Origin of the sequence: Helicobacter pylori, from assembly GCF_900120335.1 — a bacterium.
Classification (GTDB): Bacteria; Campylobacterota; Campylobacteria; order Campylobacterales; family Helicobacteraceae; genus Helicobacter; species Helicobacter pylori_BU.
In genome coordinates, this window is sequence record NZ_LT635477.1 from 482,279 (window position 1) to 495,955 (window position 13,677).

11 protein-coding genes and 3 pseudogenes are annotated in these 13,677 nt (G+C 33.3%); 3 read left to right on the top strand and 11 right to left on the bottom strand.

Annotation, left to right across the window (positions count from 1 at the left end; all coding sequences use genetic code 11):
• Nucleotides 1-7 precede the first annotated feature (7 nt).
• The 3 genes and pseudogenes from CS889_RS02405 to CS889_RS08290 all read right to left on the bottom strand — a co-directional run bounded on the left by CS889_RS02405 (nucleotide 8) and on the right by CS889_RS08290 (nucleotide 3,271).
• Nucleotides 8-2,054: pseudogene (locus CS889_RS02405) on the bottom strand (hypothetical protein).
• Nucleotides 2,054-3,106 (bottom strand): ArdC family protein, encoded by a 1,053-nt coding sequence (locus CS889_RS02410; protein ID WP_089086736.1) that lies wholly within the window; start codon nucleotides 3,104-3,106, stop codon nucleotides 2,054-2,056. The pseudogene CS889_RS02405 and the gene CS889_RS02410 overlap by 1 nt, the downstream one beginning before the upstream one ends.
• The gene (locus tag CS889_RS08290) at nucleotides 3,107-3,271 is read right to left on the bottom strand and encodes a hypothetical protein (protein WP_000189763.1); all 165 of its coding nucleotides are present in this window, start codon (nucleotides 3,269-3,271) and stop codon (nucleotides 3,107-3,109) included.
• 637 nt (nucleotides 3,272-3,908) lie between these two features.
• Between CS889_RS08290 and CS889_RS02420 the strand changes: the two genes are divergently transcribed.
• Genes CS889_RS02420 through CS889_RS02430 form a run of 3 tightly spaced genes read left to right on the top strand, consistent with a single transcriptional unit; the run spans nucleotide 3,909 to nucleotide 5,644 of the window.
• Nucleotides 3,909-4,577 (top strand): ParA family protein, encoded by a 669-nt coding sequence (locus CS889_RS02420; protein ID WP_089086737.1) that lies wholly within the window; start codon nucleotides 3,909-3,911, stop codon nucleotides 4,575-4,577.
• A gap of 46 nt (nucleotides 4,578-4,623) precedes the next feature.
• Nucleotides 4,624-5,001, top strand: a complete 378-nt coding sequence (locus tag CS889_RS02425) for a hypothetical protein (RefSeq protein ID WP_000365707.1) — start codon at nucleotides 4,624-4,626, stop codon at nucleotides 4,999-5,001.
• Nucleotides 4,979-5,644 carry a hypothetical protein gene (locus tag CS889_RS02430; protein WP_089086738.1) on the top strand — a complete coding sequence of 222 codons (666 nt, stop codon included), beginning with the start codon at nucleotides 4,979-4,981 and terminating at the stop codon, nucleotides 5,642-5,644. The genes CS889_RS02425 and CS889_RS02430 overlap by 23 nt, the downstream gene beginning before the upstream one ends.
• A 73-nt stretch (nucleotides 5,645-5,717) precedes the next feature.
• On the opposite strand, the gene CS889_RS02435 is transcribed toward CS889_RS02430, so the two are convergent.
• The 8 genes and pseudogenes from CS889_RS02435 to CS889_RS02475 all read right to left on the bottom strand — a co-directional run bounded on the left by CS889_RS02435 (nucleotide 5,718) and on the right by CS889_RS02475 (nucleotide 13,677).
• Complete coding sequence (locus CS889_RS02435; protein WP_089086739.1) at nucleotides 5,718-6,521, bottom strand: nucleotidyl transferase AbiEii/AbiGii toxin family protein; 804 nt, start codon at nucleotides 6,519-6,521, stop codon at nucleotides 5,718-5,720.
• Nucleotides 6,491-6,961 (bottom strand): hypothetical protein, encoded by a 471-nt coding sequence (locus CS889_RS02440; protein ID WP_000965788.1) that lies wholly within the window; start codon nucleotides 6,959-6,961, stop codon nucleotides 6,491-6,493. The genes CS889_RS02435 and CS889_RS02440 overlap by 31 nt, the downstream gene beginning before the upstream one ends.
• Before the next feature lie 54 nt (nucleotides 6,962-7,015).
• Nucleotides 7,016-9,076, bottom strand: coding sequence for a type IA DNA topoisomerase (locus tag CS889_RS02445; RefSeq protein ID WP_001942503.1), 2,061 nt, complete (start codon nucleotides 9,074-9,076; stop codon nucleotides 7,016-7,018).
• A 20-nt stretch (nucleotides 9,077-9,096) separates the two neighbouring features.
• Nucleotides 9,097-11,340 (bottom strand): annotated as a pseudogene (locus tag CS889_RS02455) (type IV secretory system conjugative DNA transfer family protein).
• Nucleotides 11,337-11,564 (bottom strand): annotated as a pseudogene (locus tag CS889_RS02460) (replication regulatory RepB family protein); the annotation flags it as partial. The pseudogenes CS889_RS02455 and CS889_RS02460, both read right to left, overlap by 4 nt.
• Nucleotides 11,534-12,418, bottom strand: coding sequence for an ATPase, T2SS/T4P/T4SS family (locus CS889_RS02465; RefSeq protein WP_089086741.1), 885 nt, complete (start codon nucleotides 12,416-12,418; stop codon nucleotides 11,534-11,536). The pseudogene CS889_RS02460 and the gene CS889_RS02465, both read right to left, overlap by 31 nt.
• A gap of 4 nt (nucleotides 12,419-12,422) precedes the next feature.
• Nucleotides 12,423-12,698, bottom strand: coding sequence for a hypothetical protein (locus CS889_RS02470; protein WP_089086742.1), 276 nt, complete (start codon nucleotides 12,696-12,698; stop codon nucleotides 12,423-12,425).
• A gap of 16 nt (nucleotides 12,699-12,714) precedes the next feature.
• Nucleotides 12,715-13,677 (bottom strand): hypothetical protein, encoded by a 963-nt coding sequence (locus tag CS889_RS02475; protein WP_089086743.1) that lies wholly within the window; start codon nucleotides 13,675-13,677, stop codon nucleotides 12,715-12,717.

The window sequence follows — 13,677 nt, forward strand, 5'->3', positions numbered from 1 at the left end:
GATTTTCCTAACGCCTTCTGCTCTTAGAGAGCGTATTTTGTGTGTAGCCATAATCTATAGTTGGCATTTCTTTTTTTACTTCTTTTTGAGCGTTATTTTGCTCTTTAGCTAATTCTTTAGCTTTTTCTCTTTCTAAACAAGCTTGATAATGCACTTTGGCTTTTTCTTGCATGCGTTTGCCATGCTCTATCCAAGGCTCATCGCTGTTATTACTCTGTGCTTTCTCTTGGATTTCTTCTTTTTGGCGTTTTTGTAAGCATTTGTGAGCTTTAGGGTCATAATCTAGCCATGGTTCATCAGGATGCAAGGTTTTCTTTAGCTCTTGCTTAGATTGTGGCTCTTTTGCTTGAGTAGTGCCATTTTGCTCTATAGCTTGGTTTTGTTTTGTGTTTTCTTGTTGTGTAGCGGTGCTATTAGTTTGAGCGTTAGTAGTCTCTTGTCTTGGCTCATTTTGTGAGTTTTTAGGTTGCTCTGAATTTTTATTAGCCTTATTTTGCTCTTTAATAGCATTTACCCCCACACTTTGAGTGGCGCTATCTAAATTTTTGAGTGTTTTTGCTTGTTGCTTGTCTAAATGCTTTCGCATCACTTCATACACTCTATTATCCATAGGCTCTAAGCTATCTTTAGATTTAGCTAAATAATCTTTTAAGACTTCGTGGTGTTCTTTTTCTAATTGGTGTCCCAAGATAGACTTAACGCTTAATTGCAAGCCCTTATCTTGCATGTGATTATTACCATGCGCTTGTTCTAAGCAATCCTTAATCAAATTGATATGCTCTTTAGTGAGCTTGGTTGGCTCTTTTTGGCTTACCACTAATAAGACTTTCAATTCATCTTCATTCATGTGGTTTTTAGCGTAATTTAAAAAGCTCTCTTTAAAATCAAGCTTAGTCTTAATGCGTTTTTGCTTAATATCAAGCTCGGTTTGTTTAAAGAAACTATGCAAACTAGCGTATTTGTCTTTAAGGTCTATATTATTGCTAGGTGTTTTCTTTTCTTGCTCTTTTTGTGCGTATTCGCCTTGTTCTTGTGTGTTAGGCTCTTTTTCATTAAGCTTATTGCTTTCTTCTAAAGCAATAGAAGCGATTTTACTTGTAGTATTTTCTCCTGTAGGTCTTAGCAATTCAAGCTCATTAGGATTTAAAAAAGTGATAACTTCGTTTGTTTCATCTCTTATAACTTGCAAACTCTCTAAAAGCGTTGCACTTTCATTATCCAAACCTTGCTTGGTATTATTATCTCTTAATGTCTCTAATTCTAAGTCTTGCTGGTTTAAAAGCTCTTTTTCTTGCTCTTGAAAAACTTGTTGCTCATAGAGAGTATCAGGGTTTTGGCTCTCATAATATTGCTCTAGGGCTTTATTTTCGCCCTCTAGGGCGTATCTTTCTAGCTCTTCTTTTTCAAGCTTATTTTCATGCTCTGCAATACTAATTTCTCCAGCTCTTTGAATTTGATTTTCTTCATAATCTTGGTAGTGCCTTACTTTCAAGCTCAGCCTCTTCTCTTTCAAGCTCTTGTTGTTCTAACTTGGCACTAACTCGTGCAATGCCATCATTTTCATTCATTTGTATGTATTGCTCTTGTTGGTATTCATAATACTCATCTTCGCTCATTTCTAAAAAGCTTTTTTCTTCTGTAAGCTCTACTTCATTTTCGCTAGAATTTTGTATCTCATGTTTATTAGCATTTTGTGTCTCAACAATCACTTTTTCTAAACTTTCTACAAACTCGCTTGGATTATCATTAGAGATAGATTGCTCTTCATTGATTTCTTGTTGGAACGCATTAAAAAAATCGCTTACATTTTCATTGTCTTTTGTATTAGAGATTTCATTTTTTATGCTCTCAATGACTTCTAGCATAGAAGAAATGTCATCTTTTAAGCCCTCTTGGCTTAAAGACTTGATTTCTTGTTCTAAAATGCCTAAAAAATTGGTGGGGTCATTTTTAGAATTTTTAACTTCATCTAAAAAACTCTCTAAAAAAGCGTCCTTTCCATCATCACTCCAAGCTTTCCACGCCTTTAAAAATCCATTGATAAAATCTTGCATTATCTGCCCCTGCCTTTAGATTGAGTAAGCACTACTTCATCATTAGCAAAGTAGTGGTCATACTTTTGTTGCTCTGCTCCTTTATTAAGAGTTTGTTGCAACATCGCTGACATTTGGGGATTGTTTTGAGCCATTTCAAGCATTTTAGAAAACTCTGCCATATTCATTTCATTGTTGTTTGGCTCTTTAGTGTTGTTTTCTTTGGCATTGTTGTCTGTATTAGGTGCAATTTGTTGCTGTGGTTCTTGATAGATTTTGTGTTGCTTTCTTTTTTCATGATGGGTTGCCCCATATTGATTGACATAATCTAGCACTTTGTTATACTGCTTTTCATTCAAATGCTTGGATAAATCATAAATCACCAAATTTTGATTATTCATAGAGAAAGTATTGCTAATGTATTGTGTTCTTAAAGTTTTAGGGTCTAATTCTTTAAGCTTAGTTTTGTCTAGCGTTTGAAAAACATTGACATTGTAGAGATTTTTAATCTCTAAAGTCGGCTCTATGTCTATCTTTTCTTTTTTAAATTCGTAAAAGGGCGTTTTGCCATCTTGCATATACTTGATATTGCCCTCTTTGTCTCTTTGAGGAACTTTTTCATTCTCATAAATCACTTCGCCATTAGAATAATGCTTAAGATTGCCCTCTTTGTCTTTAAGGGGGATTAAATTACCCTGTTCATCTCTTGCTTTAACATAGCGCATTTCATAATCTCTAATATAAGCAATACTTGCCTTATCATAAAAGCCATTAGGATTATTTTTACTCTTAGTGTTGTTTTTAATATGCTCCACTTCTTTAGGGTTTGCCCCAAGTTTTAAGGCATCATCTAAACCTACCCAAACATTACTCTCATAGCCATTCTCATGTTGCTTGGCATCTAAAATAAGAGAATTTAAGCCATTATAGGCATTGCCAGCATTACCATTATAAGCTCTATTATTTGGCTTAAACTCTAATCCAGATTCTAAACTTTTAGCAATTTCGCTCGCTAAAAACCTAGCAAAAACCTCTTTTTGCTCTTTAATATCCATTTCATTCCACGCTTTCATTTAATGCTCCTTGTTTTTATTGACTTCATTTTCTAAGGAATGTTCTAACTCTATTTTTGTTTCTTGTTCGCTTTTAGGCTCTACTCCCATTTGCATAAACTCTATCATTTGCCATTCATTCATAGGGTATTTTCCCTCTTTAAGTTCTAAAAAATCTTGTGTCATTTTTTCTGTCCTTGTTTTTAAAAAATCTTTTTAGAATGCCATTAAAATTACAAGGAAATCAAGGTCTTGACTTATTTACTTTTTCAAAGTGTGTGCGTACACATATGCCACTTTTTAAGCTATTTTTAAGCAAAAAACACAAGTGTGTACGCACACATTTTTTAGGCTCAAACCATGCAACCCCCTAAAATGCGTAACTTAATCTAAAAGTAAATGAAAAGTAAATAAACCTAAAAATTTAATGAAAAAAAGTTAAAATTTAAGCTAATCTTAAGCTAAAATGATAGTTTTTTGCTCCTTTTTAATGTTTAAAAAAACTTTTTTTAAAAATGAAAAAGACAAATTAAACCTTAGAATTTCTTGAGAAAGTTCGCTTAAAATGCTTTAAATTTAATTGATAATTTAATTTCTTAATAGTTTAATGATATAAGCTAAATAAGAATAAATTCTTTCAACATTGTAATATTAAATTAAAGACTAAATACTCTTTAAATAACATAGTTTTATTATCCCTTACTAAGTTTAATTATTTACTATGTTTATATAAACAATCTTAAACAATCAAATTGTTTAAAGTTAATTCAAAATCTATATAATTGTGATATACTTTTAAAACAACTAAAATAAGGAAAATAACATGACCATTTGCATTGCTAATGAAAAGGGTGGCAGTGGTAAAAGCACGCTTTGTTTAAACTTAGCCGTGCAATTACTCAAAGACAATAAAGAAGTGGTTGTTTTAGATACAGATAGCCAAAAGTCTATGGAAACTTTTGCTACAATTCGTGCTGAAAAAGAACGCCCCACTTTTAGCTTATTTAATCGTAGTAGTGGCTTTAGCGATACTTTAAAGCAAATGGTATCTAAGTATGAAAATATCCTTATTGATACTAAGGGGGAATACAGCAAAGAAACCCAAAAAGCTATACTTTTAAGTGATATTGTGCTAGTGCCAACAACTCCTAGTCAATTAGACACTGAAGTCTTAGCTAATATGCTAGAAAGAATTGAGCAACTCCAAGAGCTTAATGAAAATCTAAGAGCCTTAATTGTCATCAATAGAATGCCTACTATTCCTACCCTTAAAGAAAGACAAGCCTTAATAGAGTTTATTAAAGAAAATAACCCTAGCGATAGGATTACACTTTTAGAAAGCTCTTTGAGTGAGCGCATTGTTTATAAGTGCAGTGTAAGCGAAGGCTTAGGGGTCATAGAATACAGCGATAAAAAGGCTATCAATGAGTGGGTTAATTTTCACAACGAATTAAAAAGCCATTTAGAAAAAGAGAAAAGACATGCGTTTTAGAAGAGTTAAAAAGCACAAAAATAAACACAATAAGGAGCATACGAGTATGGATTTACAACAAATTGATGAGCTAGAAAAGAAGTTTGAAGAACAAGAAGAACAAGCCCAAGATACCCCCCTAAAACAAGAGCCTAGCACAAAGGAAGTAAAAATCCCTAAAAAAAGGGGGCGTAAAAAAAGCTTGTTAGATGAATATAAGAAAAAGAGCTTTAACATTGCCTTTAGTCCTTGTGTGATAAAAGAACTTGATGAATTTTTGCTAGAATTTGGCTCATTTAAAGAGACACGAAGCACTTTTATTGAAGAAGCGCTTATTAGGCATTTAAAACACAGAAAAAACACCCAAGAGCAAAAGCTTTTAAAGCAACTAGAAAGATTACAAAACAAAGAAAAGGGCAATAATGAAAACAATGAACTTGAATGAATTTTTTACGCATAAGACAATCTATAAAGACACCCCTTTAAAGTTTAAGGATACACTAGAACAAGAAATCAGCCAAGCTAGTTTAGTAGAGAAGTTAATCTTAGCTAATATCTTAGCCAATATGGTGTTTGCTAAGATAAGCAATGAGAATGCCCCTAAAATTCTTATTTCACGCTTGATGTGTAAGTTTAGTCCTATTGATCATGAAAGCACTATTCCTAGTGATTTTAAGCCTATAGATGAAGAAGAATATGAAGATGATTTAGAATGGCTAAATGAAGAAAAAGAAGATAGGCTCTTTAATTACTATCTATTTTTAAATGGTATTAAAGAAAGTGATGTAGAAGAAGTGTTTAATGAAAGTGTAGAAATCTATGATGAGTGCTTAATAGAAATCGCTCAAAATGTCCTTAAAGATAAATTTTCTTATGACATTGACTTATTGCAAGTTTTAGTAAAAGGTTATGCTAAAGAGATTAGAGAATTTTTGAGTTATAAACCTACAAAAGAAATCAAAGACTTTAAAGACAAAGACACCGCACTTTATATCAGCTTAGGAAAAGACTATGACAAAGAAAAAGAGTCATTTTCTAAAAAATTGCAACAATGTTTTAAAGAGATTTTAGAGAGCAAGGGTATTTAAGTAGTTTTAAATAGAATTAAATTAACAAGACAAAACAACTAAAAACTATCAAATACCCACTCAATAAGGTTACTTATCGCCTACGCTTAGGTGTGTAGGTGTTTTCATTAGAATTGTCTAGGCTATTATCATTATTGCTATAGCCTTGTTGCTCTTGCAAGGCATTAAGGGAATGAGATTGTTTTTCAAGTTTTTTATGTATTAGTTGAGCCATTACCCCTAATTCTAGGGCTATTTCTTCTAAGTCCATAATTTGATTTAATAAAGCATCTAGTTTTACATCTACTAAATAATCGCTCACTAATTTGTCAGGGTCTTTGCTAAAATCTTTTAAGCGACTTGCTAAATCTAAGTTAAAATGTTCTTCATAATGCTTGGCTAAAAAATGCAAATCAAATAAATCTCTAGCTTTAGTTCTTATATGCTCCCCATCAAAGCAAGCACAGAGTTTGTTATCAATAATACGCTCTATTTTAGCAATTCGCATTCCCTCAATCACATTGACTTCGCTCTCTTTTGGTGCGTCTCTATAAGATATTTCTAATTTTAAAGTTTGTTCTTCTTTATTGTCTTTGGTAGCATAACGCACCATATAACGCCCCACACTATCAGTGTCTTTTTTAATATGAATATCATTTAAGATAATGCCATTAGGAATAGCGCTTTTTACTCTGCCTAAGAGATTGATTTTTTTATGACAATCAAAGTCTAAATCTTCTGAAAAACGATTTAAGCCATAGCCTAGATACAAAGCTGTTCCGCCTTTTAATACCATAGGGGTGTCGGCTAGATTTTTAACAATGGCTCTCATCAGTTTTTCATGATTAAGAGCTTGTTCGCTTAAACTCACTCTATAATGGGGTTTCTTGCTATCCATTTATCCAAATTCTCTCTTTCTTGCTTGTTTAATTTGGGTTTCATCACTTCTATAAGAGCATAGACACTCTCTTTATCTTCAATACTAGGAAACCATTCATCTAGCATAACAACCCCTAGCTTTCCAGTTTGCAATACAGAAACATAGAGACAATCTACACAAGCTCTTGGATGCTCTGCAATATAAGTGGGAGTATGTTTAGGGTAATAGCCCATTTTATTGAGCCTTGCTGTGCCATCTATAATGCCTAGATTGCCTAGTAGTTTATTAGTATTATGAGCTTGTTTTTCACCATAGATATAAACCCCTATATCATCAAATGCATTCTCCATTAAAGCATAGCTACTATGCCAATCTCCTGTGCCTTGTGGGCTATGGATATTTAAAGCCACAATAGAGCTAACATAGACTTCTTTTGAAGTGGGTGGAATATAAAGCATGCTAAACTCCCTCATTAGTTTTAATTAGGTTCTAGTTTAGCAAAATTTCACTTACTACTTCTTATGATACTCATTGATAAAATCCCCACACACTTTCATACTATATTTAAATCCTTTGGGGAGCTTGACATTATGCTTTTTAGCTAACATCTCAGCAAAGCTAATTTGTTTAGGCGTAGCGGGTCTATTTTCATCATTATTAGAGCTACTAGCCTTTTTGTTGTTTTTCTTAAAAAACTCATGCTCTTTAATGTATCGGTCTAAAAACGCCTTAGCCACTCTGTTGTCTTCTTTGTAGTTTTTAAACTCTTCGCTTAAATTTAATTGCAAATCTCTTAAAATATTTTCTATATAAGTGATTTGTCCTTCACTGCTAGGTTTTATCTCATCATCATTTCTTTCTAGCTTTTCAATCTTAGGGCATTTAGAATTTAAATTGCTGATAAAATCCACATAAGAGCTTTTATTTTCTACAATCTCATCTAGCATTTCTTCCATTTGTTTAGTATAGGTCAAATCAATAATGAATTGATAAGCATTTTCAAACACTTCTACCACTCTTTTACCCTTATGTGTAGGCGTAATAATGTGTTTTTTATCTTGGCTAATGCTGATATATTCTCTTTTTACAAGCGTAGGCAAATAGCTCGCATAAGTGCTAGGTCTGCCTATGCCTTTATTTTCTAAAAGCTTGACAAAATCTGCCTCTTTATAAGCACTTGGGGCATTTCTTTTAATGGTGGCTAAAACTAAGTCATTTAGACTTAACACATCATCAATTTTTAGATTAAATTGTGCGTTTTGTTCTTTTTCTTTATTGTCTTTATCATCATTACTTTCATCATTTTCTAGCTCTTTTTTAGAAAACATTGCTAAAAATCCAGCACTTTTTAAACCCTTTACAGAACATTTAAAATACTCGTTTTTGATTTTAAAGAGCAAATCTTGCTTGTCATAAATGGCATTCTTGCCTTGACTTTCAATAGTCCTTTCAAAAATGAGTTGATAGAGTTTTAAAGCGTCTTGATTAGTAATATTAGCATTATAGACTATGCTTTCTAAATCTTCAGTAGTATGGGGGTGTGTGATGCGAATTGCTTCATGGGCTTCTGCTTGGCTTTGCTTGCCAGCCTTGTATTCTCTTTTTAAATACAAGTCCTTATAAATAGGTGCATAAAAGCTCTCTGTCTCATCTAAAAACTCCACGCTCAAACTTTCCGCATCTGTCCTAATGTAAGTAATCAGTCCAGCCTCAAAGAGATTTTGAGCTAGTGATTGCACTTCGCTAATACTTAAACCAAGCATAGAACTTGCTTTTTCTAAAAGCGTAGAAGTGATAAAGGGCTTTTTAGGTTTAGTCTCTACAACAGAGTTTTTTAAATCCTTTAAAAGACAAGCTTTATTATCCTTTAAGCTCTCAAAGAGTTTTAAAGCCTCTTCTTTATCATTGAATTTAATCTCTTCGCCCTTTTCATCACAATGCTTGATAGTTACTTCTCTGTTAGCACTATCGTTAATCTTAGCTTGAATTTGATAGCTTACTTTCTCATTTTCAGGTAAAGCCTTAAATTTTTCAATCTCTCTGTCTCTATCTACAATGAGTTTTAAACAAGGGGTTTGCACTCGCCCAACACTACTACCTTTCATTTGTCCTAAAGCCTTACCTAAATAAGGGGATAGCGTAAAACCTAAGAGCATATCTGCAACTCGTCTTGCTAAAGCGCTTTGATACATTTGCTTATTGGTGTTTTCAAATAAAAGGGCGTTTTGTAAGCCCTTGTTAATCCCACTTGGTGTGATTTCAAAAAACTCCGCCCTATAAATAGAACTAGCTACATTTTTGATTTTTTGATAAAACATATAGCCTATAGCATAGCCCTCTCTATCAGTGTCAGTGGCGATATAAACCTTTTTGTTTTTACACGCCTCTATCATCTCAAAAATATGTTTTTTCTTTTCTTGGTCATAATCAAAAGTCGGCTTAAAGCCATTACTTTCATCATAGCTTTTAAGTTGCATAAAATGCCCTATGGTAGCAAAGACCTTAGCTCCTGTGATTTCTCTAATCTTAGCTACCTTATTAGGACTTTCAATAATGATGACGCTGTTATTCATTTGATTGCTCCTTTAAAAATTTAACTTTGGGTGCTTTGTGTAACTTCTTGTTCGCTTTCTTCATCGCCTTGTTGCATTTTCTTAAACAAGGCTCTTTTCTCTTCCATACTGATTTCACTCAGTGGCTTTTTTAAAATCTCATCAATTTCATTGTGATTTCCTTGCTCTATATTTTCATTAGCATTTTCTAAGGTAATGGGACTTTCATTGTCTTTCTCGCTTTCTTTTAAGTTTGAATTTTCAAGCTCTTGTGGTGTAGTGGGATTATTCTCGTTAGTGTTTCTCTCATTGCTCTCATTCTCTACTTTTTCCCCCTTATTACTTGGTTCTAAGTCAGCTTTGTTTTGATTAGGGGTTGTTTCAATCTCTGTAGTGGGTTGTATAGGCTCTTCAACTCTTTGTCTCTCTACTTCTAAATCAATAGGCAAATTAGCTCTTTTTAAAAGCTCTTTATCTTTGAACTAATAATTAGCTTTGAGTTTTAAGGGGGTAGCTTTAGCCCCTGTAACAATAACAATGACTTCATCTGAATTGATATTCATAATATCTTGGGCTGTAAGTAAGTTTCTACCCTCATGGCTATAAGAAGAGCTACCTCCAAAGACCAATTGACCTTTTTCGGTAGAATAATTTTTAGATTGTCTTGTAAATTCGCCCACTTCCTTAGAGACAATCTCAGCATCTTCAGCACTATTCATCTTAAAGACAATGTTATAATGCACCACGCCTTTTAAGATTTTCAAATCATCATCGCTATAGTATTTTCTAATCATCGCATAATCTTGCGTGATGAATAAGGGGACAACATTATAAGAGCGACAAAGTGCTGGCATTTCTAACAAGAAAGGCAACTTACCAAATCTAACAAATTCATCAGCAATGATAAAAATACGCTCTTCAGGTTTAGAGCTTTCTTTGACCATAAGGTTTTTAGCAATACTCTCTAAAAAGGCTCTTATTAAAGAAGAAAGTGTGCCTATATCAATTTGAGCGATTACAATGTAAATACTGATATTGCCCGTTCTTAATTCTTCATAATCAAAGCTCATTTTAGAAGTAGCTTCACGCACTTTTGGGTCTTTATAGACATACATAAAACGCTTAAAAGAAGACATAATGCTCCCAAATTCATCATCAGGAGTGTTTGCCCAACTCCTAGCATCTGTCCTTATAATCTCATCTAACGCCCCTTTTGTTCCATAAGGGGGTTCAGGTTCTCTTGGGTCATAGTTTTTTTCATCATTCATATCTATGTATTTTTGGTCAGCCACTTGATTTAAAAAGAGTTTTAAAACATTAGCTTGGGGATTTTTCATGGGGGCGTTAGTTTGTGGGTCTAAGATAACTTCGCCTGTCTTTTTATCGTGTTGGTAAAGTTGCTTGTAATAAGGGCTTTTAGGGTGTATTAAGGGGGCATAATCATTAGCTGGTGCGATAGAGACATCATAAAAAGAGCTATGCCCTTTGGTTACTACTTGAAAAAGAGCAAAAAAGACAAAAAGCTCTTTAGCTTTAGATACCCAATGGTCTTCTTCATCTACAAAAATACCATCGCCTACTGCTTTAACATGCCTTAATTGCTCCGCAAAGGTCATCTTTTCAACAATCCTTTTATCAAAAGGATTGAAATAGCAAGTGTTATCATCACCATAAGGATTAAAAATTAAAATTCTATTGTTTAAGAATTTTTGTCTATAACCTGCGGTCTTATCTCTTAGTTCGCCTTTAATATCAGTGATAATACAGCTATTAGGCAAAGTCAATAAATTTGGCAAAGCCACACATGCAGTTTTTCCAGCACCAGGGGGTGCAACAATCATCGCTCCTAAGGGCTTGTCATAGCACACATTTCTAAGCTTTGGAAAACCAAATTTACCTAGAATAAAGCCATTATCAAATTGCACCCCTAATCTATGCACCACTTTACAAAAGCCCTCTTTGCTAAAAATTTTAAAGCATTCTATATCTTTAACATTAGCCCATCTCGCATAGCCATGCGAAGTTTCTGTGGTTTTTGGGAAATTGATATAAATCGTAGCCACAAAGGGCATTAAAGAGATTAGCATAGTAAGATAGACTTCAAATTTTAAATCAAAGATGCTTGCCCCATGATAAAGCCCTACAAACACGCTTTGAGAAAAGAAATAAGCCTGTCTCAACGACTTTAAGGCATCAAAAGTGTAATAATTTGCCAAGATAAAAAATAAGGGGATAAGTAAAATGCTAAAAAGCACGCAAAAAGCCTTCACAAATTGCATTTTCATGCGTTGTCCTTTTTTGGCTCAGTAGTAGATTGTTTTTCATTAAGAGCGTTGAGAATTTTTGAAATGGCGTTAAATTCTGTTTGGCTTTTTTGTTCTTTGTAAATTTGAAGTAATAATTCCAAAGAGATTTTTTTACACTCTTCTACATTTTTATTAAGTGTATCCATAACCTTAAAAATCTCTTCTAAGAATGCTAAATTCTGCAAATAAAAGGGTTTGTTATATCCACACTGCTTTTAAAGAATTTTTTTGCTACATTGACATCTAAACCACTTTTATTCATTTGTAAATTTAAAGCAATCGCCTCTATAACCCCATGCACACTATCTGCATGTAAAGTAGAAACCATGCCTTTATGCCCAGTGTTTCCAAATCTTAAAAAGAGCATGGAATTTCGTGTGTCAATCTCGCCTACCATAAGCCTATCAGGAGACATTCTCATTGCCATATTCAAGGCGTTTTCATAGGTAAATTTAGAGCTTTCAGTTTTATCCACTAACAAGGATTTATGATTTTCAAACGCTCTTAAATCTAATTCTTCGCTATCTTCAACACTTACTATTCGTGTGTGTTTGGGGATAAACTCAATTAGAGCGTTTAAAAAACTCGTTTTTCCACTGCCTGTGCCTCCACTAATGAGTAAGTTTTTGCCCTCAATCATTAAGTTTTGTAAATACTCATAATCGTATTGACAGATACTAGAAAGCTTGAAAGCTTTTAAATCAAACTTTTTATCACTTGGCACTCTAATATTCAAACTCAATTCATTATCCGCACTAATAGCAAAGTGGTTCATGCTCACTCTGTATCTAGAAGTAGGAATGGAAGTATTAAGGGTGGGGTAATTAGCATTAAAAAACAAATCTCTAAAACTCGCTAATTGTTCCCCAAACCCCAGAATAAAGGCTTTGTCTAAATTTTCATCAAAGACTTTTTCTCTTACTCCATTAAGCTTATAGAGCCAAATTTCTTTTTCTTTATTCATAATTAGCTCTGTAATACCGCTATCTAAATAAGGCAATAGCCTTAAAATAGCGTTTCTTAAAGCCCTATAATCTTTGAGTTTGTCTAAGTCCATAGAATTACTTTCTTTTTAATTCTTCAATATTGTTACTAAGCGTTTCAATCTTGTTATCCAAGTGCTTAATGCGTCTTTCAAACTCTCTTTGCAAGCTTTCACGCTTATTGATAGCCTTATCTAACTCATTAGTGCGTCGAACAATTAAATTGGCGTTGTTTTTTAATTCCTTAGCTTTTTGAATATTATTCAATGGCATTTTTTCTACTTCCTTTGGCTCTTGGTTTTGATTATTGGAGTTAATTTCTAACTCGTTTTCTTGCATGATTTCATCTAACATCATTGGCTCCTTAAAATTAAAATAAATAAGCGTAGTTGAACGCTATGTAGCTAGAATTAGTCGCTTTGGTAAGAAAATTAGAAAACAAGACCTCGCCCTTAAAATTCCCGTTTTGAACGACAATTTTGCTAGGCACAACTGACTGATAGTTAATTGCTCCTCCAAAGCGATAATTCACTTCAAATTGATGATGGTTTAAGTAATAATGTAGTCCAATAGTGGGATAAAAACCATGATTAAAAATATCTTTAGGTTTATTAGTGATAAACTCACTATGGCTGGTTTTTATGGGGTCTATTTTTGCAAAATAATATTGCATACGCCAGCCAAAGCCCACACTTAATCCTAGTGTATGGCGGTTCTTTTTAATGACATTTAAAAAATCAAACAAATACTTCACATCTATGCCAAAATTTAAAGGCGTGTAATTAGCGCTAACTTTAGATTTGTAAATTTTTATGTCTGTGCTTACATCACTAGGTGTGCCTCCATACAAATGGCTTGAGATTTTAATCCCATGCCTTTTACTAGCTCCAAAATAATGTTGATAACCTATTAATAGTCCCATATTAAAATTAGCGTTTTTAGAAGTCTTGCTATAAGTGAGTAAATCATCTGTAGTATTAGAAATAAAGCTTAAACTTTGTTTTAAACTTGTGTCTGTAATAGCAATTTCTGAGCCTAAGAAAAAGCCATTTTTAGTTTGCATAGCTACTAGGTGTTTTTGAGACTTTTTTTGCTCTTTAACTTCTCTTTTAACTTGACTTTGTAACAACTCAGCACTTTGTAAAGGAGCTGATTGTTGCTTTTTAAGGGTATTTTGTGGAGCAATTTTTTGCTCCATTTTGTGTTCTAATTTTTGTTCTTGAGAAATGTCTTCTTGTTTATTTTCATCAGGCATAATGGCTAAAAAGCCCTCATTAGCTTGCAAATAACCAAGAGTAGTTAAAAACAAGGCTTTCTTTAAATTAGTGTTCAT